Raw genomic sequence first — 23,739 nt, 5'->3', positions numbered from 1 at the left:
GTTGGCGCGAGTGGAGGATGGGCAACCTATAAAAACTATCAGTGTCGTTATGGGCGTTAGAAAACATCGGCATTTATTCCCTGTAAGGCATCAGCCGATGCGAAGGCCTCGTACAACAAGCGCAACCGAACGATCGATGTCTTCCAGGTTGTCCAGATTTGCGGTGACCAAGTGCAACCAGGATGTCCCGGTCAGCATTGCTACGGCAGCATCAATGGCCGGCCCTTCGACGATTTCACCTCTGCTCACAGCTCTGGCAAAAATTTTCCGCAGTGTTCGCTCGCGGCGGGGAAGAAAGGCTGTACGAAACTCCTCGATGGCTTCGATGTCGAGTTGAATTTCGATAAACACACTGCGCAGCGTCTCGCCAGCACTGGATGAGCGCCACCACACCCACAAGGATCGCAAGTGCTCGATCAGGTCTTGCTCGAGGTTTCCGGTATCGGGGGATGTAACGAACGTCACAGCTGCACGCTCATACACATCGCGCAGTAATGCGCCTTTACTGCGCCACCATCTATAGATGGTGGGTTTGCTGGAGCCTGCACGCTCTACCAATGCGTCCATGGTGAACGCTTTGTACCCATTTTCCTTGAGGATGGCAGTTGCCGCATCAAGAATCGCTTCGGTGCTTTGAGGGCTGCGCACAGCCCCGATGGATGAGCGGCTTCGTGGCTTGGCGCTTTTGATCGGCTTGGCTGTATCGGTCATGGAATCTGGCATCAAGAGATTGGAGGTAAGCGTCAGGCACAATAGAAACTGTGAGTGTTTATAGCGCAGTATTTTTTGAGGGTCAATGTGGGGGCCGTCATGACTCATTGAATTACACAGGCTTCCGTCGTTTTTTGAGGCAGCGCCATGGACAACATGCGCACGTTCTTGTGCGTGGCGCAGACAAGGGCAGGGCTTTGAATTTCCTTCGGTCGAAGCGTCCGAGTTTGGAAAATTACCGTCCAGGGATTACGAAACGCAGACAAAGAAGGCGTCGCAGCCCAGAAACACTATTTAACATAATATACATTATGGGCACCTTTGTGTGGATGCGTTGTGGCTCTGCGTGTGCAGATTTGAAGTGAGAACCTGTCGAGGTCAGAGCTCTGTCGTTTACGCATCAGCCAAGCAGCTAGCGATGCCTTCCTGGCCAGCATCCACTGTAACGGTTTATCGGGATCATCACGATTGGCTCATAGCATCAACGTCTAACTTGCCCAAAGCGTCACCGGGTTTGTTTCGGTCGATTTTGGCGGCGCGGTGCAAATGCTGGTGAGCAACCTTAGGTGCAACTGAATCAGATTTTTAGGTCTCTACGAACATGTACGGATTACGGCCAGGGATATGAACCCAACTTTTTAGATTTTCATGTCGATCACTGTGTTGCTCCGAAAAGCGTGTGCTCGATGCTGAGCATAAAGAGGTTCTGATGACCTGGTTTGATTATCCTGGCTGCCCGTCGTCCAGCCTGGATAAGGCAACTATCAATGCCATTGTGTATGCTAGTTGTCCTTGGTACTTAGGTAATGCAGGTCCTTCAGGCGAAGCAGATCGAAGATATTTACGGCGATGCGAAAACATGTGTAGAAGCGCCCTGACCCATCGGATACGATAAGTTAATAATCAGAAGTTATAACTCAACTAAATGAGTATTTAATTGAGTTATTAATCACCGGTGATTCACCCCTCCACTCACCCTGCCCTTACTTCATGGGAAATCGCCAAAGCAACACCGGCCCTTGGGCTATGATCAATCTGTCGGCCCTCAACGGGAGCGTGCCATGCCGATCATACCTTCGGGTCAACGGTTGCGTTTGTACGACAGTGATGAACTCGATTGCATATTGCAGGCGATGGCAAGACAGGCTGCGGCGCTGTTACCGCCCACTCAAGCAGTACTGATCGGTATCCAGCGCCGTGGTGAGCCCCTGGCCCAGCGTTTACAACGACTTCTGTCATGTCAGACCGGCCTGCCGGAACTGCCGCTGTATCCGCTGAAGGTCAAGCGCTATGCCGATGACCTGAAAGTGCTGCATACCCACACGCAATTGACCGAAAACCCGCTTCTGGGTGCGCTAGACCTCACGGGTAGCACTTTGCTGATTGTCGATGATGTGCTTTTTGAAGGCCATTCGCTCCTGCGTACCTGTGCGTATCTCGCGCAACTCGGCGCTCGCCGGATCTATACTGCCGTACTGGTCGACCGGCATGTCTGCCAGCAACCGGTCCATGCCGATATTGTAGGTGTACATCTACAAGTCGCTGCCCATGATATTGTCGAATGCAATGTTCCGCCTTACGAAGCGGAATTTTGTATTGACGTACTGCGTCATGGCGTCACCCTCGACGGCGGATCTGAAAAAAACGCCGGAGTGAGCGCAACGTGATGGAAAAGATGAACATCAGTAAAGCGTTCACGCTGATCGAATCAGGTCCGGTTGTTTTCGTTACCACGAATGAGGGTGAGAAGAACAATATAATGACCCTCTCATGGACCATGGTGGTTGACTTTACGCCGATCATTGCGATCACCACAGGGCCTTGGAACTACTCATACGCCGCGCTCAGTAAATCCAGGGCGTGCGTGATTTCAATTCCTACGGTGGATCTGATTGATCATGTCGTGGGTATTGGAACCAGCAGTGGCGCCGACACCGACAAATTTGCATTGTTCGGGCTAACGCCTGTGAAAGGAAAGCATGTTGGGGCGCCCTTGATTAAAGAGTGCGTGGCGAATATCGAATGCAAGGTCATTGATATCGTCGAAAAATACAACATCGTTGTCCTCGAAGGCATCGCCGCATACTTCGACAGTTCACGCAAAGAGCAGCGAACGCTTCATGCTGTGGGGGATGGCACGTTCATTGTGGACGGTAGAAGACTGGATCGAAGAAAAATGATGCAATCGAAGATCCCGGACGGCGTGTAGCCTTCATGCTACAGACGCCACGATCAAGCGGCTGACATGGGGCAGGTGCAACTCGCTACCCTGCCCTGTTGACAGCCCTTCGCTAATGTCACTGTACCTGGTTACGGCCATTGCGCTTGGCACGGTACAGAGCATCGTCGGCACGCGTGATAAGACTCTCCACGCTGTCATCACTTTCGGCAAAGGCAACGCCGAATGATGCGGTTACGGTGTCGAGCAATTCATCTGTGCTCCGTGTCTTGATTCGCAGCGTTCGGATTTTCAGGCGCAACTGCTCGGCAAAGGCATAGACGCTATCAATATCGGCACATCGTTGCAGGATGACGCAGAATTCTTCGCCGCCATAGCGCGCCGCTACGCCATGAGGAGGAAGTGCGTTGCGGAGTAGTTGGCCAACATGCTGGAGTACTCGATCACCTAGTGGATGCCCGTACTGGTCGTTGAACTGCTTGAAGTGGTCAATGTCCAGCATGACCAATGCTACGCCATCATCAGGCCCTTTGCTCAGGGCTTGCTCCAGCAAGCGTGTGAAGGTGTTTCGGTTGAATACCTGCGTCAGGCTGTCGACCGTAGCCGCGAGTTGAACGCGTTCAAGCTTTGCTCGCAGACTGGTGATCTCGTTTTGGGCCGCGCGCAGCTGGCCGAGAAAAAGCGCCTGTTGATCCTGTATGAGCTGGGTGCTCTGTTGCAACTCGCTCAGTATGCTGGGCAAGGCGATCGGTTCATCAAGCATCTCTATGCAATGCTCCAGGCTGGCCTGGAAGTTCAGATTAACCTTTACGCTATGCGAGACGTCACGCTCCATGTCGTCAACGAGGTCGATAGCTTGCTGTTGCCCGGCGCGGGCCTCTTCCAACTCGTCTCGAATGATGAAGTCGCGAAAAAGCTTGGTGGCGGACTCTGCGGGGAAACCGCCTTCCTCCAGGACAAGCCGATCCAGTTGGTGATTGAGCTCGGGCTCCTGCCCTCTGCAGTACGTATACCAAAGCGCGTAGTGCACAGGGTTGGTAGGGATGCTGTGACGCATCATCAGGGGTACAGCTTGCTTCAGCAAGGCCGCCGCTTCTTGTGTGTCCTCTGGGTACAACGCTAGAGCAGTAGCGCGCCTTTCTGGTTCTCTCATCACGTGATAGTCGCTGGTTATTATTCGTAAGAATATACAACAAGAACCGTATAACTATAAGTCTATTACGGTAAGAAACGCTGTGTGTTTCTCCGGCCTGGCAAAACCACGCCCTCCTCCGTGCAGGCCCTTGCCCTACGCGTGTTGCACTTTGTTTCGGGTCTTCCTGCGCTGGAATTTTCCTCAACCGCTAGGTAGCATGCGAAAACCTGATATAGCACAACTCCGGCGCAGCCATAACGCTCTAGGCTGAGGTTCGACGGATGATGAGGCATGGGTCTATCGGCCCAACAATAAAAACAAGAAATGCAATGCGACGGCAGGCCGTCACCGACGCCCAAATGGCGGGCATTGCAGATCAAGGTGATTGAGCATGCTGTACGAAGGCTTGGCGAAAAATTCCACCTTAACGATCAACGGCCTTCCAGCCGAGGGATCCTGCGCGCGCGTTACGCAAGCCCTGAGTGCTCTTCCCTCCTGTTTCGATGGCCGGCTTCTGCTGCACGCCTTTTCCGTCTCGAGCGATCCTATTCATCCACAAGCAGGCCTATCTATGGGCTCTTGGCCCTGGCGCGCCCTTCACAAGCGAATTTCCAGTTCTGCGAAACTGGCCGTAATCACTGTATCGACTACCCTCTTTCAGCCAAACATCCAGCCGTTTACCGCGAACCGCGCCTTGCCCTGCAAGGCTGAGCGGCATTCCTGTATTTCTGGATTAATTTGGTGCAATAACAAAATTTTAACAAATTTGTGACATTTTTTTTCAGAGCTCTCGCAAAGCATCTCGGCCTGCCTGCTACCAGGTGTATAGCATGCGTTTCGATAAGGAATAGCAAAGGATGAAGGTCACTGTTTTTGGAACCGGCTACGTCGGTCTTACACAAGCTGCATGCCTTGCCGAAGTCGGGCATTCGGTGTGCTGTGTGGATGTCGACGAGCAGCGGATAGCTTCTCTGCTTGAAGGGCACTGCCCTATTTTCGAGCCCGGTCTCCCAGCTTTGTTGGAAAAAAACCTCGCCTCAGGGCGGCTCCAGTTCACCACGGACGCCGCGTTGGCCACTGCCTTTGCCGACATCGTCTTTATTGCAGTGGGCACCCCTCCCTGTGAGGACGGCAGTGCTGACCTGCGCAACGTTTTTGCGGTGGTCGAAACACTGATGGCTTACGCCACACACGACAAGGTCATTATCAATAAATCGACCTCTCCTGTAGGCACCGTCGACCGAATCAAGAGCATGATTGCCGATCGATCCAACGGCAGCGCGCTACGTTTTGAAGTTGTCAGCAACCCCGAGTTCCTCAAGGAAGGCTCCGCCGTCAATGATTGCATGCGACCTGAGCGCATCATTATTGGGGGTGCACAACCTGCCACCATTGAATTGATTCGCGAACTTTACCAACCGTTCAGCCGGAATCGCGAAAAAATCATCGAGATGGATGCGCGCAGCGCCGAACTCACCAAGTACGCCGCTAACTGCATGCTCGCCACGAAAATCTCCTTCATCAACGAGATGGCCAACCTGGCGGAGCATTTGGGTGCCGATATCGAGATGGTCAGACGTGGCATCGGTTCCGACTCGCGAATTGGTTACGACTTTATCTACCCCGGCTGCGGCTTTGGCGGTTCCTGTTTCCCCAAGGATCTCTCAGCCTTGCAAAAAACAGCCGAGCTTGTGGATTTCGACACCCAACTGTTGCGCGCCGTAGACGCGGTCAATCAGCGACAGAAGCACCGCTTGTTCGAAAAGATACAGCGCCATTATCGCAACGAACTGCGCGGCAAGGTCTTCGCGGTGTGGGGGCTTGCGTTCAAACCCAACACTGATGACATTCGTGAAGCCTCCAGTCGCGTGTTGCTGGAAGCCTTGTGGAAGGCCGGTGCGCGGGTTCAGGCCCATGATCCTCAAGCGATGCAGGAGTTTGAGCGTCATTATGGTCAACGCTCTGACTTGCAGTTGATGCCATCAAAGGAAGGCACATTGCAAGGTGCCGATGCGTTGGTGATCGTCACCGAATGGCAGGATTTCCGCGTGCTTGACCTGGAGCAGGTTCCCCAACTGCTTGCTGACCGGGTGGTGTTTGACGGCAGGAACCTGTTTGACCCCGAGCACATGGCCGCCGCAGGCCTTGCCTACTACGGCATTGGACGTGGGCGGGTGGACAGCGAATGACGGTACTGATTACAGGCGCAGCAGGTTTTATCGGCTTCCACACGGCTAAACGCTTGTGCGAGCAAGGTGTCGACGTTCTAGGTATCGACAACCTCAATGACTACTACAGCGTTGAGCTCAAGCGTGACCGGTTGAAGGCATTATCCGGGTTTAAAAACTTCCGTTTTCAAACCATGGACATCGTCGACAAGCCAGCATTGCTCGCCTTGTTCGAAGCGCACGCCTTCAGCGAGGTCATACACCTGGCTGCACAGGCGGGGGTCCGCTATTCCCTGGATAATCCGGATGCATACGGCTCATCCAATCTGGTTGGTTTCCTGAATGTGCTCGAAGCCTGTCGATATCACATGCCCCGGCATTTGATCTACGCCTCGAGCAGCTCGGTCTATGGCTCGAACGACAAGCTACCGTTCTGTATCGAAGATGCCGTCGATCACCCGGTTTCGCTGTATGCCGCCAGCAAGCGCGCCAATGAGCTGATGGCTCACAGTTACTCCCACTTGTTTGGTATTCAGGCCAGTGGCTTGCGCTTCTTTACGGTCTACGGGCCGTGGGGACGTCCAGATATGGCGCTGTTCAAATTTACCCGGGCGATCCTCGAAAACCAGCCAATCGATATCTACAACGACGGAAATATGTCGCGCGACTTTACTTACGTCGATGACATTGTCGAGAGCATCGTACGCCTTCGGTTGAGACCTCCGTCGTGGCAGTCGCCCGAGAAGGACGCCGTCGCACCGGCCGTTCCTAGCAAGCTTTACAACATCGGCCGCGGTCAGCCGGTAAAGCTTCTGGACTTCGTTGAGTGCCTTGAGTCCGCTCTGGGTATCAAGGCAAAACGCAACTTATTGCCCATGCAGGCAGGCGATGTTGAAAAAACCTGGGCTGATGTTTCGGCGTTGGCCAAATGGGTCGATTTTTCGCCTTCCGTTACAGTTCAAACGGGCGTCGCTGAATTTGTGAGGTGGTACCGAAACTATTACCGAGTCTAGGCAAGGCACAACACCATAGAAATAGTTGCGGGAGCGTCATGAGCAAGAACATTTACATCTCTGTGCTGATTCCAGCAAAGAATGAAGCGGCAAATCTACCACCTTTGCTGCACGAGATACGTGCAGCTCTCGATGGCGAAGCGTACGAGATTATCGTGGTCGACGATGGTAGTACCGACAACACGCTGGAAAAACTGCGCAACTTGAAAAGCAGCGGTTTCGATCAGTTGAGAATCTTGCATCAGGCGCGTTCGCTCGGGCAGAGCACTTCGATCTATAACGCTGCTCAGGCCGCGCATGGGCACTGGCTGGTGACGCTCGACGGCGACGGCCAGAATGACCCCGCCGATATCCCAAGCATGATCGCATTGGTTCGTGGCAGTGAAGGCGATGCCGACGGCATCAAACTCGTCGCAGGACACCGGGTGAACCGTCGTGATACAGCCAGCAAGCGCTGGGCTTCGCGATTCGCCAATGGCCTGCGCAGCCGCATGCTCAAGGACGCTACGCCAGACACTGGTTGCGGGCTCAAGCTGATAGAGCGGGCAGCGTTCTTGCGCCTGCCCTACTTCGATCATATGCACCGTTACCTGCCAGCACTTATCCAGCGCAATAAAGGCCGAATGCTGGTGCATCCGGTCAATCACCGCCATCGCCAGGCCGGGACCTCTAAGTACGGCAACCTGGACCGTGCACTGGTGGGGATTCTTGACCTGCTGGGTGTCTGGTGGCTAATCCGCCGTACCCGTTTCGACGCCACCCCCCAAGAGGTGGATGTATGAACATTACTCGGGAAACACTCTGGCTCATCCTGGGGTTTACCGGGCAGGCTGTCTTTACCGGGCGCTTTTTGCTTCAGTGGATCTATAGCGAAGTCAAAAAACGCAGCCTGATTCCTGTGGGGTTCTGGTACTTGAGCATTCTTGGCAGTGCACTGCTGCTGGTGTATGCGATCTACCGGCAAGACCCGGTTTTCATCGCCGGTCAAGCCTTCGGCTTCATCGTCTACTTGCGCAATCTACAGCTGATTGCCCGTAACAAAACGCTTAAGGAATAAGCCTGGTGCGTATGTTCACCTCCCACAGGACTGAACGCCTCGCGTTTGCCCTGCTAGCCCTTGTACTGGTGGGCGCCGGCCTCGGCTTGCGTCAACCAATGAATGTCGACGAAGAGCGCTTTCTTGGTGTGGCTCTGGAAATGCTGCAAAGCGGTTCCTGGTTCATTCCACATCGTGCCGCTGAAATCTATCCAGATAAACCGCCGTTGTTCATGTGGGCGGTTGCGTTCTTCACCTGGTTGACGGGCCTGCCAAAGGTCGCATTGTACTTGCCCGGGCTACTTTCGGCGGTCACCGCCACGGTAGTGCTGCATGATCTCGGGCGTCGTTTGTGGAACCGCCGTGTCGGCCGCATTGCTGCCCTGCTCTTCCTTGCCACCTACCAGACCTACAGTATTCTGCGTACAGGCCAGATCGACAGCTTTTTATGCTTGTGGGTGGCGCTGGGCATGTACGGCCTGGTTCGTCATCTTTTGCTTGGTCCCGCCTGGGGCTGGTTCTACCTGGGCTGTGCGGCGATGGGCTTCGGGGTGATCAGTAAAGGGGTCGGCTTTGTCCCCGCGCTCATGTTGATCCCCTACGCCTATGCCGTCAGCAAGGGCTGGAAGGGTGTGGTTGCCATGCCTGGGCAAGGGCGACGCTGGTGGCTGGGGTTGCTGGTCATGCTGCTGGCCATTGCAGTCTGGCTAGTACCTTTGGTGGTAACGGCGCTGTCGAGCGGCAATGCTGCAGAGCTGGCCTATATCAAGGAAATCCTGTTACGCCAAACCGCTCATCGCTACGCTAGTGCATGGGATCACCGTGAACCGTTCTGGTACTTTTTCGTCAAGGTAATCCCGCAGTATTGGCTGCCGATGTTCCTCGCCTTGCCGTGGCTGGTACCCGCGTGGCGCCGGCAACTGCTCAAGCACGACGGGCGTGTGCTGGTATTGCTGGGCTGGGTCATTCTCGTGGTGCTGTTCTTCTGCTTGAGCACCGGCAAACGCAAGTTGTACATCTACCCGGCTCTGCCCGGCCTGGCCTTGGTTGCTGCCCCCTTGGTGCCTTGGTTGCTTCGCCGCTGGTTCGGCCAGCGCCCCATGGGGCGCAAGATTTTCACAGCAGTAGCGATCCTGTGGTTCTGCCTCTGGTTTGCTCGCGGTTTTGTCGAAGCTCACAAGGAAGGTCGCAATCCACATGAAACGCTGATGAACGAGACCGCCGCACTGACCCAAGGTGCCGATCTGGTGCTTGTCAATTGGCGCGAAGGGCACTGGTTGTTCGCGAAGCAGCCGATTGTCCACTTTGGCTTCCTTAGCGGATCGAAGATCGACCAGGCTGCCTTATGGTTGCATGAGCATCCCAAGGCCTATGCACTGGTACCCGCCAGTGAGCTTGAGCGCTGCTTCCAGGCAGACAAGGCTCGTAAATTAGGCGAAACGTCGCGCGCGCAGTGGTTCCTGGTCGGTGCCGACGCCGATAACGGTAGTTGCCGCCCGGCACCGCCAACCAACGTGTACCGCTTCAGCTGGCACACCAGCCCCCTGTAATTCCTTGATTTGATCACCAGGCCGTCAGCGGCCTGGTTACCTCGTATTGCCTGGAGATTGATGCAGTGATTTCAGTTGCAGGGAAAACAGCGCGTGGGCTACCGGTTCTCGCTACACCGAAGTGGATTGGCGCAGCGTTATTGTTGATCGTGCTCGTGTTGGCCTATACCGCATCGTCACGCTATTTCATACATCAGCAGATCTACGCTCAATTACGCACTGCCTGGGCAGGAGACACGGCGCCTGGTCAGAACATCTGGTTACCTGACTACAAGGTGGTCATTGATGGAAAGGTGGTGGAAAGCACGCTGAGGAATCTCTCAGCCATCACGTACGACTACGATCAGAATCGCCTGCTGGCCATCACCAACAACACGCCAATGGAGTTGTTGGTACTGAGCAAGGCTGGCGATATCGTCAGTCGCTACCCGCTGGAGGGTTTTAAAGACACCGAAGGCTTGGCTTATCTGGGTCAAGGCCGTGTGGTGGTAGCCGACGAAGACCTGCAACGACTCAATGTGATCACCCTGCCGACAGAGGTTCGCCCGATCAAAGCCGATGACACTCAATTCATCAGCCTGGAGATCAATCTTACCAACACGAACAAAGGGTTTGAGGGTGTGACCTACGATGCTGAACATGACCGGTTGTTCGCCATCAAGGAGCGGGATCCCCGTCAGCTGTTTGAAGTCACCGGGATGATCAATTCCATAGGGGCGCCACTGAAGATCAAAGTGGCTGACCTTACTTCGTGGGTCGATCGCAGTGTCTTTGCCAGGGATCTGTCGGATGGCTACTACGATGCTGCCACCGGCCATATGCTGATTCTGAGTGATCAGTCGAAGTCCATTACCGAAATGGATCGGGACGGGAATTTTGTCAGCATTCGTTCGTTACGCGGTGGTATTAGCGACATGAAGGACAGCGCTCCTCAGGCCGAAGGCATGACGATGGACAGTGATGGCAACCTGTATGTGGTCAGTGAGCCGAACCTGTTTTACCAGTTCAAGAAACAGTAAATACACCTGACGCGGCTGTTCGAGGGGGTTGCACATGAAGTTTGCTGCCGGCAACGCAACACGCGCCTTCACCATCATCGCTTTAATGCTGGTCTTGTTGTTGCTGTTCTGGGGCTTGGGCAGCATACCGCTCTTGAGTGTGAACGAGGCACGCCGTGCCGTGACTTCTCGAGAGATGCTGGAAACTGGTCAATGGCTTTTGCCGTATATGAACGGTGATCTGTACCTCTCCAAGCCGCCGCTCTTCTACTGGTTGACGCTGATGTCCTCTCAAATGCTGGGGGCACTGAGCGAATGGAGCCTGCGCCTGCCGTCAGCCCTGTTTGCCGCGCTTTGCTGCGGCCTTGTCTACTGGCAGGGGGTGCGTCTGGCAGGGCGTCAGGTTGGTTTGTTCGCCTTGATTTTTCTTGCCGCCAATGCCGGTTTCAGCCTCTTCGCGCGCCGCGCAGAAATTGAAATGACGCTCACGGGCCTATGCTTCATGGCCTTGCTTGCCGCCTGGCAGTACCTGTTTCATGAGGGGCGTCGGGGCTGGGTATGGCTCAGTTACGCCCTGTTGGGATGCGCGCTCCTTACCAAGGGGCCTGTTTGTTTGCTGTGGGTGACTGCGCCTGTTCTGGCGTTTGCATGCATTACGCGCTCCGCAAAGGCCAAGGCTTACCTGTGTGACGGATGGGGCTGGCTGATCGCCTTGGCAATCGGTAGTTCGTGGTACTTGGCTGTTTCGCTGCAGGAAGGCTGGGGCATTTGGGCTGGCATCCTGAATGAAGATATTGTCAAAAAAATCTCGGGCCAGGGGGCTGAGTCCTGGTATGCCTACCTGTTGTACCTGGCTGGCGACTTCTTTCCATTCTGGCTGGTGTTGCTGGTTCAACCGCGCCAACTGTGGCGCAGCCTTCGCGCCCGTCCCGAGCTGATGCTGCTGTTTTGCTGCAGTGTACTGCCCTTGATCCTCTTCTCACTGTTTACCGAAAAACACGCCAAGTACCTGCTACCCACCTATCCGGCGGTTGCATTGCTGCTGGCCTGGCAGTGGAGCGAGGTGTTGTCGCGCGTGGGCAATGCCTGGCGCAAGCTGATGATCGGTCTGCCGCTTGTCGTGCTGGCGGGTTTTACCGTGTTCTATATGGGCTTCGAGTCCAGAGCCTTTGCGCATCGGATCGCTGGGTTCCCACAAATCAGTAGCGCTGCTGCAGCCCATCCTGAACTGCCTGCTTACAGCCTGCTCCCCCCGGATATGCGCCTGGTCTATTACATGGGGCGTCCAGTTGCGACGATAAGTGCCGAGCAGGCGCTGGCACGCACCGAGGCCCCCGGGTTGCTGTTTGTCCAGGCACCACTCCCGGCAGAACTCAACGCACTGCAACCCTGCGTGCTGGCGCAGGTTGAGCCCTATCTGAAACCAAAACGGCGCGCACTGTTGATCGGCCTTGGAACGGCCTGCCCCAAAACACCTCTTTCTGTCACACAGTGACACTACCCTTGTGTTTCCCTGCCCGGGCCTGCCGGGTGGGGACGCGCGGATGAATTGCCAGATGCTTGACGGCTACTGACCCTTAGCCGTTTTCACACGCCCTTCACACCCGTTTGACGAGTCATTTCTTCCCGCGTCGCTATCTTCTGCGCACAACGCTCTTTCGCGGTGCTTTGCCGCAGCCCCCTCAAAAATATTGCACTGGAGTTGCATGATGCTGCACGCAGTGATTGGCCGGGCAGAAGCCCTTCCCCTTGCGCTACGCCACAAGTACGCGCGCCCTCTCAAACTTGCCGCTGGCCTTGCGGCGGCAGCTGTACTGGGGGCGCTTGCCGTCTGGTTCATGGCATGGCCGCATGTGCCGGACCTCAGCGCCAGCGGTGCGATGGCCAAAGCCGGCGTTTATGAGGGCTGGAAAAAAGGCGAAGTTGTTGTACTGATACGCCACGCGGAACGCTGCGATCGCTCAAAGGCGCCCTGCCTTGCTGCGCACGAGGGGATTACCATCAATGGTAGCCAGGCCGCTGCACAGGTCGGCAAGGGACTCAAATCGCTTGGTCTTGCGCAAACCGATATTTTCGCCAGTCCTTTGCTAAGGACACAGCAGACAGCTGATCGGATTGTCGGTAATGCGGTCGCCAGTCAAGACTGGTTGAAGCTCTGCGACAAGGGGTTTGCCAACAATGTGCTTGAGCACAAGACGCCCAATCGGAATCTGGTGCTGGTGACTCACAGTGGCTGTATCGATCAGTTTGAGCGTGAGCAGAATGTGCCGGGCGGCGAACGCTCGATTGCCTATGCACAGGCGTTGTTTGTTTCGGTCAGTGACAAAGGCCTGCCACGAATTCTCGGTAGCATTTCAGCTGATGAGTGGCAGAAAGTCGCACAGCAAACGGTGAACTAACAATGCAGGCCATATCGCGTAAAGCGTTTTATCGGGCGAACGTGGGTTATGTCCTGTTGTTTGCGTTGGCGGTGTTTGTCCTGTTCGACCTGGCAGACCTGGCAGACCTCGACCGTTTATTCAGCGATCTGCTCTATGACCCCGTCACCGGTGTGTTTCCACTTGAACACAACACGCTGTTTGAAAAGATCACTCATAAATGGGCCCGGGTAATCCCGGACTGGACAGGTGAAATAGCGATCATCGGATCACTGCTGTCGTTTATCTGGCCTCGACTCGCCCCTCATCCCCAATCGCGGGTCACAACTGTCCTGGAAGCCGTCCGTATCGCGCCCGTGTTGCGCTTTACCACCCGTTATCGCCGCGATTTTCTGTTTGTCGTATTGGCCTTTTCTCTGAGCACGGGTGTTATCCACTACCTGAAAAGCCACACGGGCGTGTATTGCCCCGTAGAAACCACACTGTATGGCGGCAAGGAAATTCGCATGGAGTGGTTCCATAACTTCTCTTTGTGGCAAAAGGCAGGCCCTGGAAGATGTTGGCCAGGGGGTCATGCTTCCGGTGGCTTCAGTATGCTGGCCCTGTACTTCATTGCGCGACGCTACCGTTGGCAACACACTAGAAAGGTGCTGATGGGGGCGCTATTGCTTGGTTTTGTCTTCGGCACGACGCGGGTGCTGCAAGGCTGGCACTTTATGTCCCATACCTTTTGGTCGGGGATATTTGTCTGGCTAAGTACATTGATGGTCGCACTGGCGCTTTATGGTAGAGAACGTTTGTCCCAGCCGCTCGCCGCGCCGTTGCCAGGGGTGGCAGAATACACTCACGCCGGATGTGACAAAATGGCACACTGACGCACTTTTACATCTGCGCCCCACTGCGGCTAAATAGTGGCTTCTTAACTCAGCCCTTCCCCTCATGGCCTCGTTGAAACGCATAAGCCCCTGGATTGCCTGCCTGGCTGTGCTGCTCAACCTGTTGGCCATGCCCATAGGCCGTGCGCTACAGACGCAAGATCTGCAGTTGCCGCTGTGGGGCGGTTTCTGCTCCGCAAACCCTTCTACCTCTCGTGTGCCTGCGCTCGACAAACTGATCGATACACATGCACCCGCGTCACTGAAAATCAGTATGCAGCATGGCGATTGCTGCTGTGGCCACAATGGCCAGGCTGCGTTGCCTTCGCCGTACTTTCGACATGTCTTTGGATTGTTCGCTGTCGATTCCGAACTGCGTAATCCGGTGCTCCCACCATCGTCTCCCCGCCGGCTCTGGCCACGTCTCAACCCCCGCGCCTCTCCTGTTGCCTGATCACTAAGTCCAGGCCTTCCAGACCGTATCTGGCAAGGCATTCATTGTCAGGTCTAGGGCGATTTCGCCCCGGCCATTGGCACGATTGAATTTTCTTGGTCATCAGGACGTATGCGTTATGCCTGCTCCATGTAGTTTGCCGCGTGTAAAACAACGCGTTGTTTCCCGCTCGTTTCTTGCCTTGCTCAGCGCCAGCCTGTCTGCATTTGATCCGCTTTCAATCGCCGTTGCAGCAACCTCAAGCAGCGAAGACTCCACACTCACCCTTGGCACTGTCACTGTTTCAGGTGCAGCAGCAGGCCCCTTGGCAACCAGCAGCGTAGTCAGCTCTGTCGATGTTCTTGGGGGCGATATCCTCGAAAAAATGCCAGTCAACTACAGCTGGGAGCTGTTCAGCCGCGCACCGGGGGTTATGCTCACCGAGTTCAACCAAGGCACTACCTCGGGGAAAATTTCTTTCCGAGGCTTCAACGGTGAAGGCGAAGTGAATGCCGTCAAGTTGTTGATTGATGGCATTCCGAGCAACAGCAACGACGGCAACATGCCGTATATGGACATGATTTTCCCCCTCGAACTCGACAGCATCGAGGTGGTGCGCGGCACCAGTGATGCGCGTTACGGTCTGAACAACATCGCAGGCAATGTGAACATGTTGACCCGTACCAGCGGTGACTACACCAAGGCCAGGGTCCGCTATGGCAGCTTCAATACCCAAGAGACCCAATTGGCCAAGGGCATCGAAAGCAGCAACTGGACTCAAAACTACTTCATTGCCTACCAGAAAGCCGATGGCTACCGTGACCATGCCGAGGCTGACCGGTATTCCATGTCAGGCAAGTGGTTCTATACCCCGGACGACGACAGCTACCGTATAGGCCTGATTGCCCGTCACTATGAAACCGAAGCTCAGGAGCCCGGCTACCTGACAGAAGATGACGCCCGCCATCATCCCACTATGACCAACAGCTACAACGCGACGGACAAGGGCACGCGGCGGATGAACCAGGTCAGCCTGCATTTCGATACCGAGCTGACCGACAGCCTGGCCTGGTCGGCTAAAACCTACGTCAATACCTACGATGACCGTCGCTGGACACAGTACTGGCGCACCAGCTCCCAACAGGAGCGCGACACCTATGAAACCCAATACGGTGCCCTTACCTCCCTGACCTGGCGCCCTGAAGTCAACGGGTTGTATGACTTTGCGCTGGAAGCCGGTGCAGATGTGCAACAGCAACAGAACAAGAGTGAGCGTTACAAAACCAAGTCTCGTGTGCGCCAATCTCAGACGCGTGATCAAGCATTCGACTTTGACACGTACGGTGCTTATGTTCAGGCCGAGATCAAACCGTTCGAGTCGTTGAAAATCGTCCCTGCCTACCGGGTCGATAAAATCCAGGGTGATTTCACCAATGAAATGACCGGCACGGATTACGACATCAACGACTACGGGCTGATCAAACAGCCCAAGCTCAGCATTGTTTACTCACCCTGGGAAGTGGCCAGCGTTTATGCCAACTGGGGGCGTACATTTCAGGTGGGTACAGGCGCAGCCGCGTACAAGATTCCTCCGCGTACCACCGACCTGGAGCCCTCGATCAATGAGGGCTGGGAAACCGGCGTCAAATTCACCCCGAGTGACTGGGTCGATGGACGTATCGCCTATTGGCAACAGGAGGCCACCGGTGAGGTCAGCCGCCGTCTCAACGACCCGAGCGGAGAGTCGGACAACGTTGGTGAAACCCGGCGCTGGGGATACGACCTGCAGGTGAATATGCACCCCAACGAGCGCACCGATTTCTGGATGGCCTACGCCTGGCAATATTCAAAGATCCTGCAGCCCAGTGCGACCTTGCCTGACAGTAAAGGCCAGGAAATCGACCACGTACCGCATCATTTGTACAACGCCGGCGTCAGCTACCAGGCCACCCCTGCCCTGCAGTTGACGGCATGGATGAATGGACAGACCAATTACTACCTGGAACGGCAGAACACCCAAGGTACCTACGGCGGTTATGTATTGATGAACCTTGGTGCTGTCTACAAGGTAACCGAGTCGGTCAGTGTCGACGTACAGCTCAAGAACCTGACAAACCGCTATTACGAATACGTCTGGTACGACCCGGATGGCGCCGATGCGTCACTGCATTCACCTGGCGACGGGCGTGCGCTCTACACCGGCATCACGTTTGATCTCTGAACACCCGTTTGCAGTGGGGGCACTCCGCCCCTGCTGCTGCCACCTCAAGCGGGCAGCAAAGTGAAAAACTATGGGGCTACAGTAGCGCTTGGCGATTAAAAACGCGCCGGTTGATTTGCTCAATTGCAGCGCACTTCTATATTGAGCTAGTGACAGCGGTTCCTCGCCCTTTGCTAGAGCACAGATCATGGTGAAAACTGATCGTCTGATCATTTGCGAACACTGTGACTGCGTGTACGAAAAAGTCACGCTTGCCAAACATCAGAAAGCCTTGTGTCAGCGTTGCGGCGCAGTGCTTCAACGGTACAACGGAATGACCTTGCAGCAACGTCTGGCGTTGAGCCTTACGGCGGCAGTGCTGTGGATTTTCGCCAACTTCTACCCGGTCATGAGTATCAGTCTGCAAGGCCTGAGCAACAGCGCAACCCTCTGGGATTCGGTGCGGGCCTTGAGTAACGGGCCTATCACCTTCATTGCACTCGTGGCAGCCATCGCCATCATCATCGCGCCGCTCTTTCAACTCGTGCTGTTGATCTGGGTGCTGACCTTTGCAATGGCTACCAAACGCTCTCCCGCGTTCAAGCTGTGCATGCGTTGGCTTGAGACCTTGAGGCCTTGGAGCATGCTTGAGGTGTGCCTGCTTGGCGCGATGGTCGCGGTTTTCAAACTGGCGGGCATGTTGGATGTGCTGCCTGGTATAGGTCTGATTGCATTGGCCGTGTTGAGCTTGCTGATCATAAGGGTTGCCGGGCGCGATGTTCGCGATCTGTGGGAGATGTTGCCGTGAGCACGCCTGCACTCGCCGCCGAGCTGAACCTTGCCCTTTGCCATGCCTGCAACATGGCTTGCGACATGACCGATCACCCGCACACCTGTCCTCGCTGCGGCGCGGCGCTGCACCTACGCAAGCCTGATGCGTTGGCCCGCACCTGGGCCTATATGCTTGCCGCCTTGATCTTCTATATCCCTGCCAACCTTTTACCGGTGATGAACACGAGCCTGTTCGGCAGTGGTGCCGACAGCACGATCATGAGTGGTGTCATCGAGTTCTGGGGGCACGGCGCCTGGGACATTGCTTCGATTATCTTCATCGCCAGTATCGCCGTACCCGCGACCAAATTCGTCGCCTTGACCCTGCTATTGGTCACCGTACAACGCCAGAGTGACTGGGCCCGCAGAGAGCGTGCACAGCTCTACCGCTTCGTCGAGGTCATTGGCTACTGGTCAATGCTCGACGTCATCGTGGTCGCCCTGGTGGCGGCACTGGTCAAGTTTCAGGCACTTGGCGACATTGAACCGCGCCCGGGAATTCTCTTCTTCGGTCTGGTGGTGGTGTTCACCATGCTTTCGGCGATGAGTTTCGACCCGCGTCTGATTTGGGAACCCAAAAAAACCGAGGAGCGCATGGATGAAGCCAGCAACCCCTGATAGCCAACCCATGCCCGGCCAGCCCAGCATCAAGACCCGCCGCTTCAGTGTTTCGGTGGTGTGGATTGTTCCGATCATTGCAGTCCTGGTGGGCATTTCCCTGGTGGTGCATAACTGGCTGCAACAAGGCCCGGTCATTACTGTCACCTTCAAGACCGGTGAGGGGCTGACCGCCAACAAAACGCCGGTGAAATACCGTAACGTCGTGATTGGCCAAGTCACTGACGTCCAGTTGAGCAGCGACCAGAAAAATGTGACTGCAACCCTGAAACTGGATAAACAGGCGGAACACTTTACCCGCACCGGTTCGCAGTTCTGGGTCGTGCGTCCACGCATCGGCGCCGGTGGTGTCTCTGGCATCGACACGTTGCTGTCCGGTGACTTCATCGGTGCCGATGTCGGTCAAGGTGAGGGGCGATCCAAAGCGTTCACCGGCCTGGAGGTGCCACCGCCCATCACCTACGGCGAGCCGGGAAAGCGTTTCACCCTGCGCGCACCTGACCTGGGTTCGCTTGGCATTGGCTCGCCGGTGTATTACCGCAAGATTCCCGTCGGCCAGGTGGTGTCCTACACCCTGGCGCCCGATGGCAAGGGCGTGGACATTGAAGTGTTTGTCCATGCGCCCAATGATGCCTTCGTCACCAATGACACCCGCTTCTGGAACGCCAGCGGTGTCGACGTCGAACTCAGCGCTAATGGGTTTGCGGTGAGCACTGAATCGTTGTCTTCCTTGTTGGTCGGCGGTATCGCCTTTCGTGCACCGGACTACAGCCCTGACGACCGGCCAGCACTTGAGGATTCCCCCTTTGAACTGTTTGCCGACCAGGAAACCGCCCTCGCGCCACCTAACGGCAAGGCGCAGTACCTGTCACTGCGTTTCGATGAAGCACTGCGCGGCCTGAAAGTCGGCGCTCCGGTGGAGTTTCTTGGCATAGACATCGGCAAGGTCGTCTCGGTCAACCTGGACTACGATGAGCAGCGCCACAGCTTCCCGGCGAACATTGGCATTGTGATCTATCCGCAACGCTTGGGGCCCGCTCACGCCAAGATGCTCAAGGCGCTCAAGCATGATCCCAGTGACGAACAGGCCAGCGTACGCCTGTTCGGCACCTTCATCGACAATGGCCTCAGGGCTCAGGCGCGCAGTGGCAATCTGCTGACCGGGCAGTTGTATATTGCGCTGGATTTTTACCCTGATGCGAAGAAGGTGGTCTTCGATCCAAACGCGCGCCCCGTCAGCTTGCCTACGGTGCCTGGAAGCCTGGAGCAACTGCAGGAAAAACTTCAGTCAATGCTCGACAAACTGGACAAACTTCCACTGGAGCGCATCGCCAACAACCTGGACAGTAATCTGGTGGAACTGCGCAAGGGCCTGCAACAGTTCAACAGCAACACGCTGCCGGGTGTTCACGGCACGCTGCAAGAAATCAGCAAAACCCTGCAATCGGCAAATACGACCCTGGCCGACGACTCGCCACAGCGAGAGCAGCTCAAGCAAACCCTGGATGACGTGGGGCGTATGTCGCGCTCCCTGCGGGAGCTGTCGGACTATTTCGGGCGTCATCCCGAGTCGCTGTTGCGCGGCAGACCCAAGGATGCACCCGCAGAAAACCTGGAACCCTCGCGTAACTGATTGCAGGAGTTTGCACCATGCGGCTACCGCTCAAACCATTGTCGATCGCTTTGGCACTGTTGCTCACAGCGTGCCGCAGCGATCCGATTCACTACCACACCCTGATGCCAACCCAGGCCCCCGCCGTATCGGGCTCCAGCCACCTCGATATCCAGATTGAACGGCTCAGTCTGCCGCCGCAGGTCGACCGCCCGCAAATTGTCGTTCGCCAAGGCAACAGTGGCCTGGCCGTTCTGGAGACAGAATGGTGGGGCGCGAGCCTCGCCGACGAACTGCAAAGTGCGCTTGTCGATTTGCTCCCCAGCAATGGAGCCTCGCACAAGATCGGCTTGAGGCTGGATGTTCAGCGATTCGACTCGGTGCCTGGGCAATACGCCTTGCTCGAGACCAAATGGCGACTTCGCGCGTTGACCACAGGGGACAACACGCCCTCCTTGAGTTGTCGGAGCGTATTCAGAACGGCCTCGGGGGTAACGATTGAGGACTTGGTTGCCGCGCACCAGCATAACGTTCAAGCACTGGTAACGTTGATTACACAAGCAGCCAGTGACGGGCGCAGTACCTGTCCATCGCCACAGTAACCGCACATGTACCAGAACCTTGCGCTATTCACAGCCTTCCTGCTGGTTTACAGCATTTTCGCCGGGCGTTTCGAGAAGCGGCTGTTCAATGGCCCCCTGGTGTTCATGCTCGTGGGGATCGTACTCGGCCCTGCGCTCTTGGGCATTCTGCAGCCGCGGATAGACAAGGATGGCCTCAGGGCATTGGCAGAATTGACCTTGGCCATTGTATTGTTCAGCGATGCTGCGAATGCAAACCTCAAGGTACTGCGCGCCCATGAGGGGTTGCCGTTACGCCTGCTGTTGATCGGTCTGCCTCTGACCATCGTACTGGGCTGGTTGGTGGGGCTCTGGGTCTTCCCGCAGGTACGGCTGATAGAGCTTGCAATCCTGGCAACCCTGCTCGCGCCTACCGACGCGGCGCTGGGAAAAGCCGTCGTCACCAACCCGAAGGTCGCCGAACCCGTGCGCGAAGGGCTTAACGTAGAAAGCGGCCTTAATGATGGGATCTGCGTACCGGTACTTTTGCTTTTCCTCGCGTTACTGGTTGAAGAGCAAGCGCAACACCCGGTACTTCTCGCCCTGGAACTGGTCGCCGAAGAGCTTGGCATTGGTGCGCTCAGCGGGATACTCCTCACGCTCATCGCCTGGCAACTACAAAAGCTCTCCTGGAAACATCAGTGGCAAATGCAGGTATGGTCGCAACTCACCCTGCCGGGGCTGGCGGTGCTGTGCTTTGCCACGGCGCAAGTGCTGGGTGGCAGCGGCTTTATTGCCGCATTCGTCGGCGGCCTGCTTGCCGGGTACCTGTTCAAGGAGCAGAAACATCACCTGCTTCAGGCCAGCGAAGAGTTTGCCAGCTTGCTCTCGGTGCTCACCTGGGGCGTATTTGGTGCGGTGGTGATACCGAAAGCGTGGAGCAGCCTGACCTGGGATATTTGGCTGTATGCCCTGCTCAGCTTGACCCTCGTACGTATGCTTCCCGTGTTGCTGTGCCTGCTGGGAACGCGCTTCGACCTTGAGACGCGCCTGTTCATGGCGTGGTTTGGCCCACGAGGGCTGGCGACCATTGTCTTCGCGGTAATGATCATTGACTACCCACTGGCGTCCACCAGCACCTTGGTCGCCACCGCCATTTGTACCGTTCTGCTGAGTGTGCTGTTGCATGGCCTGAGCGCCAACCCGTGGGTGGCCCGCCTGGTTCGTCGTACACCCTGAGTGAAGTGAGCACACATACCGTTCAGCCGCCGACTATCGGCAGCGCATATCGGATGGCAGTGGCTACGCTTCACTCCAATAGAGCTGCGTAGCGCAAAGGAGCAACGATGAAAAACGAGAAATCTACAGCGCGCAATCCTGCCAAGCCATCGCAAAAAAAGCTCGACCGCAAGACCTATGAAAAGCAACTGAAGGCATTGCATGTTGAGTTGGTCAAGCTACAGCAGTGGGTCGTGGAGACCGGTGCAAAGGTTCTGGTGGTTTTTGAAGGGCGCGACGGCGCAGGCAAAGGCGGCACCATCAAGGCATTGACAGAGCGTGTCAGCCCGCGGGTCTTTCGGGTTATCGCTCTGCCCTCACCTACCGAGCGGGAAAAAAGCCAGCTCTACTCGCAGCGCTATATGCCGCATTTCCCCGCCAGTGGTGAAGTGGTGATTTTCGACCGCAGTTGGTACAACCGGGCGGGTGTCGAACGTGTCATGGGGTTTGCCGATGAAAACCAGGTGCGCACGTTTCTTGAGCTGACGCCGATGTTTGAACGGCACATCGTGCGCTCGGGCATCATCTTGCTCAAATACTGGCTGGAGGTCAGCCCCAAAGAACAGGAGCGCCGCCTCAGAGCCCGAATTACCGATGGCCGAAAAACCTGGAAGTTGTCGCCGATGGATGTGTTGTCGTTCAACCGCTGGGACGACTACACACGTGCCCGGGACGAAATGTTCAAGGCAACGGACACTCAATGGGCCCCATGGTTCGTTGCACCGTCGGAGGACAAGAAACGGGTGCGGCTTAACCTGCTGACGCACCTGCTAGCGCAAATACCCTATACGGAAATCAAACAGCCGAAGGTCAAATTGCCAAAACGCAGAATCGGCCGTTACAAGGACATCAAATACCCCTTCAAGTACATCGACGAACCTTTCTGAAGCACCGGGACGACGCGAACTCGTCCCGGTTGGAACAGAATCACTCCATGTGCATGTGACCCGACATGTGCTCATGGTCTGGCATGTTCAGCGCGCGTGCCGGCGCGCTGACGTTGATGCGTTCCAGCTGGCCCTTGGCATCTTTCACCACCAGCGTCAGCGGTACCGCGTCGCCTTCCTTGATCTGCTTGACCAGGTCGATCAGCATCACATGGTAGCCAGCAGGCTCCAGCGTAACGGCTGTTCCTGCCGGCAGCGCCACCGACGTCACGGGCTGCATGCTCATGACGTCATTTTTCATCTGCGACTGATGGATCTGCACGGTCTTGGCAACCGGGGATTCAACGCTGAGCAACGTGCTGTCACTGTCGGCTGTGATTTTCATGAATGCCCCGGTTGCCGCCTGATGAGGCACCGTGGCCCGTACCCAGGCGTCATCAACGACGGTTTGCGCTACCGCAGGCAATGTTGCGCCCAGCAGCATGAACAGTGCCACAGCGCGGTTGAGTGGTTTGGCTACCATCGAGCTAGCGAATGTGGAACGCATCAACATACCTCCATAACAGTGAGCAGGTCTTCTGCACATTCCTTTGCCGTCAGGGAATGCGACAGGCCAAGACGTAGCACGCCTCGGGAGTCATAAACATAGCTGGTTGCCGTATGGGACAACGTGTAGGTCTCGCCGCTGGGGATCTTCTCGTAGAACACGCCAAACTCCTTGGCGGTCTGCGCAGTCTCTTCCAGCGTGCCGGACAATGCGACGAACGAGGGGTCGAAGGCTTTTACATAAGCATCGAGCACCTCTGGCGTGTCGCGCTCGGGGTCGAGCGTAATGAAGATCACCTGAAGAAAATCGGCATCCTTGCCCATCAGTTTCTTGATCTGCACCGCACGTGCCAGCGTCGTTGGGCAAATCGCCGGGCATTGGGTAAAGCCGAAGAACACCATGGGCATCGAGCCCCGGAAACTCGACAGGGTTCTTTCATTGCCTTGAGGGTCTTTCAGCTTGAATGAGCGCCCGAGGATCTGATTGCTCATGTCTTTACCGTGCTTGAACGACAAGCCACCTGAGCTATCACAACCTACGAGAGCACCCAGGCCCAGCAGGCTGATCCCGGCGACAACCTGGCGTCGGGTCAGTAAATCAGTCATGTATTACCATCCTTTCGGGAAGGTACCAGTCCTGGGAGTGGAGCCTTCAGCAAACGTTATGCAATCACATATTCTGTCATGCGAACGGCCAACGGTTCCAGCAATCCGTCGCTCGACCTCTGTCG

Annotated in this window: 24 protein-coding genes; 20 read left to right on the top strand and 4 right to left on the bottom strand. The window is 56.0% G+C overall.

All coding sequences use genetic code 11. The features are described 5' to 3' along the window. Positions 1-90: 90 nt before the first annotated feature. Positions 91-819 carry a TetR/AcrR family transcriptional regulator gene (locus AB7M23_RS17920; RefSeq protein WP_330522571.1) on the bottom strand — a complete coding sequence of 243 codons (729 nt, stop codon included), beginning with the start codon at positions 817-819 and terminating at the stop codon, positions 91-93. Positions 820-1,772: 953 nt separating this feature from the next. Between AB7M23_RS17920 and AB7M23_RS17915 the strand changes: the two genes are divergently transcribed. Together AB7M23_RS17915 and AB7M23_RS17910 are read left to right on the top strand one after the other, a co-directional pair. Beyond that, positions 1,773-2,378 carry a phosphoribosyltransferase family protein gene (locus tag AB7M23_RS17915; protein ID WP_454241554.1) on the top strand — a complete coding sequence of 202 codons (606 nt, stop codon included), beginning with the start codon at positions 1,773-1,775 and terminating at the stop codon, positions 2,376-2,378. After that, a complete protein-coding gene (locus AB7M23_RS17910) occupies positions 2,378-2,920 on the top strand; it encodes a flavin reductase family protein (RefSeq protein WP_454241553.1) in 543 nt (180 codons plus the stop codon). The genes AB7M23_RS17915 and AB7M23_RS17910 overlap by 1 nt, the downstream gene beginning before the upstream one ends. 88 nt (positions 2,921-3,008) lie before the next feature. On the opposite strand, the gene AB7M23_RS17905 is transcribed toward AB7M23_RS17910, so the two are convergent. Next, complete coding sequence (locus tag AB7M23_RS17905) at positions 3,009-4,043, bottom strand: GGDEF domain-containing protein (protein ID WP_454241552.1); 1,035 nt, start codon at positions 4,041-4,043, stop codon at positions 3,009-3,011. A 373-nt stretch (positions 4,044-4,416) separates the two neighbouring features. On the opposite strand from AB7M23_RS17905, the gene AB7M23_RS17900 reads away from it, so the two are divergent. From AB7M23_RS17900 to ppk2, 18 genes are all read left to right on the top strand, one after another. Next, positions 4,417-4,797, top strand: a complete 381-nt coding sequence (locus tag AB7M23_RS17900) for a hypothetical protein (RefSeq protein ID WP_454241551.1) — start codon at positions 4,417-4,419, stop codon at positions 4,795-4,797. An 85-nt stretch (positions 4,798-4,882) separates the two neighbouring features. Further along, entirely contained in the window at positions 4,883-6,214 is a 1,332-nt protein-coding gene (locus AB7M23_RS17895; RefSeq protein WP_454241550.1) for a UDP-glucose dehydrogenase family protein, read from the top strand. Then, the gene (locus AB7M23_RS17890; RefSeq protein WP_099774811.1) at positions 6,211-7,206 is read left to right on the top strand and encodes an NAD-dependent epimerase; all 996 of its coding nucleotides are present in this window, start codon (positions 6,211-6,213) and stop codon (positions 7,204-7,206) included. Before AB7M23_RS17895 ends, AB7M23_RS17890 begins: the two co-directional genes overlap by 4 nt. A gap of 38 nt (positions 7,207-7,244) precedes the next feature. Further along, positions 7,245-7,988 carry a glycosyltransferase family 2 protein gene (locus AB7M23_RS17885; RefSeq protein WP_065757769.1) on the top strand — a complete coding sequence of 248 codons (744 nt, stop codon included), beginning with the start codon at positions 7,245-7,247 and terminating at the stop codon, positions 7,986-7,988. Next, positions 7,985-8,263, top strand: coding sequence for a lipid-A-disaccharide synthase N-terminal domain-containing protein (locus AB7M23_RS17880; RefSeq protein WP_099774808.1), 279 nt, complete (start codon positions 7,985-7,987; stop codon positions 8,261-8,263). The genes AB7M23_RS17885 and AB7M23_RS17880 overlap by 4 nt, the downstream gene beginning before the upstream one ends. An 11-nt stretch (positions 8,264-8,274) precedes the next feature. Further along, positions 8,275-9,792, top strand: a complete 1,518-nt coding sequence (locus tag AB7M23_RS17875) for an ArnT family glycosyltransferase (protein ID WP_454242194.1) — start codon at positions 8,275-8,277, stop codon at positions 9,790-9,792. Between the two features lie 125 nt (positions 9,793-9,917). Next, complete coding sequence (locus AB7M23_RS17870; RefSeq protein ID WP_454242193.1) at positions 9,918-10,811, top strand: SdiA-regulated domain-containing protein; 894 nt, start codon at positions 9,918-9,920, stop codon at positions 10,809-10,811. A gap of 34 nt (positions 10,812-10,845) precedes the next feature. After that, a complete protein-coding gene (locus AB7M23_RS17865; protein ID WP_102052329.1) occupies positions 10,846-12,285 on the top strand; it encodes an ArnT family glycosyltransferase in 1,440 nt (479 codons plus the stop codon). Positions 12,286-12,496: 211 nt separating this feature from the next. Further along, positions 12,497-13,189 carry a lipopolysaccharide core heptose(II)-phosphate phosphatase PmrG gene (gene pmrG, locus AB7M23_RS17860; RefSeq protein ID WP_454241549.1) on the top strand — a complete coding sequence of 231 codons (693 nt, stop codon included), beginning with the start codon at positions 12,497-12,499 and terminating at the stop codon, positions 13,187-13,189. A 2-nt stretch (positions 13,190-13,191) separates the two neighbouring features. After that, on the top strand, positions 13,192-14,043 hold the full coding sequence (locus AB7M23_RS17855; protein WP_454241548.1) for a phosphatase PAP2 family protein: 852 nt from the start codon (positions 13,192-13,194) through the stop codon (positions 14,041-14,043). A 64-nt stretch (positions 14,044-14,107) separates the two neighbouring features. Then, the gene (locus AB7M23_RS17850; protein ID WP_454241547.1) at positions 14,108-14,497 is read left to right on the top strand and encodes a DUF2946 domain-containing protein; all 390 of its coding nucleotides are present in this window, start codon (positions 14,108-14,110) and stop codon (positions 14,495-14,497) included. Between the two features lie 118 nt (positions 14,498-14,615). Then, on the top strand, positions 14,616-16,697 hold the full coding sequence (locus AB7M23_RS17845; protein WP_454241546.1) for a TonB-dependent receptor: 2,082 nt from the start codon (positions 14,616-14,618) through the stop codon (positions 16,695-16,697). A gap of 187 nt (positions 16,698-16,884) precedes the next feature. After that, positions 16,885-17,484 carry a paraquat-inducible protein A gene (locus tag AB7M23_RS17840; protein WP_454241545.1) on the top strand — a complete coding sequence of 200 codons (600 nt, stop codon included), beginning with the start codon at positions 16,885-16,887 and terminating at the stop codon, positions 17,482-17,484. Between the two features lie 53 nt (positions 17,485-17,537). Further along, entirely contained in the window at positions 17,538-18,125 is a 588-nt protein-coding gene (locus AB7M23_RS17835; protein WP_454242192.1) for a paraquat-inducible protein A, read from the top strand. Next, positions 18,106-19,758, top strand: a complete 1,653-nt coding sequence (locus tag AB7M23_RS17830; protein WP_454241544.1) for a PqiB family protein — start codon at positions 18,106-18,108, stop codon at positions 19,756-19,758. The genes AB7M23_RS17835 and AB7M23_RS17830 overlap by 20 nt, the downstream gene beginning before the upstream one ends. Positions 19,759-19,775: 17 nt before the next feature. Then, on the top strand, positions 19,776-20,339 hold the full coding sequence (locus AB7M23_RS17825) for a PqiC family protein (protein ID WP_454241543.1): 564 nt from the start codon (positions 19,776-19,778) through the stop codon (positions 20,337-20,339). Between the two features lie 6 nt (positions 20,340-20,345). Further along, the gene (locus AB7M23_RS17820) at positions 20,346-21,536 is read left to right on the top strand and encodes a cation:proton antiporter (protein ID WP_454241542.1); all 1,191 of its coding nucleotides are present in this window, start codon (positions 20,346-20,348) and stop codon (positions 21,534-21,536) included. Positions 21,537-21,643: 107 nt separating this feature from the next. Then, entirely contained in the window at positions 21,644-22,462 is an 819-nt protein-coding gene (gene ppk2, locus AB7M23_RS17815; protein WP_454241541.1) for a polyphosphate kinase 2, read from the top strand. A gap of 40 nt (positions 22,463-22,502) precedes the next feature. Here ppk2 and AB7M23_RS17810 read toward each other — a convergent pair whose 3' ends face one another. Further along, positions 22,503-23,009, bottom strand: a complete 507-nt coding sequence (locus tag AB7M23_RS17810) for a copper chaperone PCu(A)C (protein WP_454241540.1) — start codon at positions 23,007-23,009, stop codon at positions 22,503-22,505. Then, complete coding sequence (locus tag AB7M23_RS17805) at positions 23,009-23,614, bottom strand: SCO family protein (protein WP_454241539.1); 606 nt, start codon at positions 23,612-23,614, stop codon at positions 23,009-23,011. Before AB7M23_RS17805 ends, AB7M23_RS17810 begins: the two co-directional genes overlap by 1 nt. Positions 23,615-23,739 lie beyond the last annotated feature (125 nt).

The organism is Pseudomonas sp. HLS-6 TE3448 (assembly GCF_053629555.1).
Note: the sequence above shows the minus strand (reverse complement) of the source record. Positions and strands in the feature narration are given on the sequence as shown.

Excerpts from the sequence above, each read along its gene's own strand:
- AB7M23_RS17920 (WP_330522571.1), bottom strand. The coding sequence starts at position 819 with ATGAGTCATGACGGCCCCCACATTGACCCTCAAAAAATACTGCGCTAT.
- AB7M23_RS17915 (WP_454241554.1), top strand. The coding sequence starts at position 1,773 with ATGCCGATCATACCTTCGGGTCAACGGTTGCGTTTGTACGACAGTGAT.
- AB7M23_RS17910 (WP_454241553.1), top strand. The coding sequence starts at position 2,378 with ATGGAAAAGATGAACATCAGTAAAGCGTTCACGCTGATCGAATCAGGT.
- AB7M23_RS17905 (WP_454241552.1), bottom strand. The coding sequence starts at position 4,043 with ATGAGAGAACCAGAAAGGCGCGCTACTGCTCTAGCGTTGTACCCAGAG.
- AB7M23_RS17900 (WP_454241551.1), top strand. The coding sequence starts at position 4,417 with ATGCTGTACGAAGGCTTGGCGAAAAATTCCACCTTAACGATCAACGGC.
- AB7M23_RS17895 (WP_454241550.1), top strand. The coding sequence starts at position 4,883 with ATGAAGGTCACTGTTTTTGGAACCGGCTACGTCGGTCTTACACAAGCT.
- AB7M23_RS17890 (WP_099774811.1), top strand. The coding sequence starts at position 6,211 with ATGACGGTACTGATTACAGGCGCAGCAGGTTTTATCGGCTTCCACACG.
- AB7M23_RS17885 (WP_065757769.1), top strand. The coding sequence starts at position 7,245 with ATGAGCAAGAACATTTACATCTCTGTGCTGATTCCAGCAAAGAATGAA.
- AB7M23_RS17880 (WP_099774808.1), top strand. The coding sequence starts at position 7,985 with ATGAACATTACTCGGGAAACACTCTGGCTCATCCTGGGGTTTACCGGG.
- AB7M23_RS17875 (WP_454242194.1), top strand. The coding sequence starts at position 8,275 with ATGTTCACCTCCCACAGGACTGAACGCCTCGCGTTTGCCCTGCTAGCC.
- AB7M23_RS17865 (WP_102052329.1), top strand. The coding sequence starts at position 10,846 with ATGAAGTTTGCTGCCGGCAACGCAACACGCGCCTTCACCATCATCGCT.
- pmrG (WP_454241549.1), top strand. The coding sequence starts at position 12,497 with ATGATGCTGCACGCAGTGATTGGCCGGGCAGAAGCCCTTCCCCTTGCG.
- AB7M23_RS17855 (WP_454241548.1), top strand. The coding sequence starts at position 13,192 with ATGCAGGCCATATCGCGTAAAGCGTTTTATCGGGCGAACGTGGGTTAT.
- AB7M23_RS17850 (WP_454241547.1), top strand. The coding sequence starts at position 14,108 with ATGGCCTCGTTGAAACGCATAAGCCCCTGGATTGCCTGCCTGGCTGTG.
- AB7M23_RS17845 (WP_454241546.1), top strand. The coding sequence starts at position 14,616 with ATGCCTGCTCCATGTAGTTTGCCGCGTGTAAAACAACGCGTTGTTTCC.
- AB7M23_RS17840 (WP_454241545.1), top strand. The coding sequence starts at position 16,885 with ATGGTGAAAACTGATCGTCTGATCATTTGCGAACACTGTGACTGCGTG.
- AB7M23_RS17835 (WP_454242192.1), top strand. The coding sequence starts at position 17,538 with ATGGCTTGCGACATGACCGATCACCCGCACACCTGTCCTCGCTGCGGC.
- AB7M23_RS17830 (WP_454241544.1), top strand. The coding sequence starts at position 18,106 with ATGAAGCCAGCAACCCCTGATAGCCAACCCATGCCCGGCCAGCCCAGC.
- AB7M23_RS17825 (WP_454241543.1), top strand. The coding sequence starts at position 19,776 with ATGCGGCTACCGCTCAAACCATTGTCGATCGCTTTGGCACTGTTGCTC.
- AB7M23_RS17820 (WP_454241542.1), top strand. The coding sequence starts at position 20,346 with ATGTACCAGAACCTTGCGCTATTCACAGCCTTCCTGCTGGTTTACAGC.
- ppk2 (WP_454241541.1), top strand. The coding sequence starts at position 21,644 with ATGAAAAACGAGAAATCTACAGCGCGCAATCCTGCCAAGCCATCGCAA.
- AB7M23_RS17810 (WP_454241540.1), bottom strand. The coding sequence starts at position 23,009 with ATGCGTTCCACATTCGCTAGCTCGATGGTAGCCAAACCACTCAACCGC.
- AB7M23_RS17805 (WP_454241539.1), bottom strand. The coding sequence starts at position 23,614 with ATGACTGATTTACTGACCCGACGCCAGGTTGTCGCCGGGATCAGCCTG.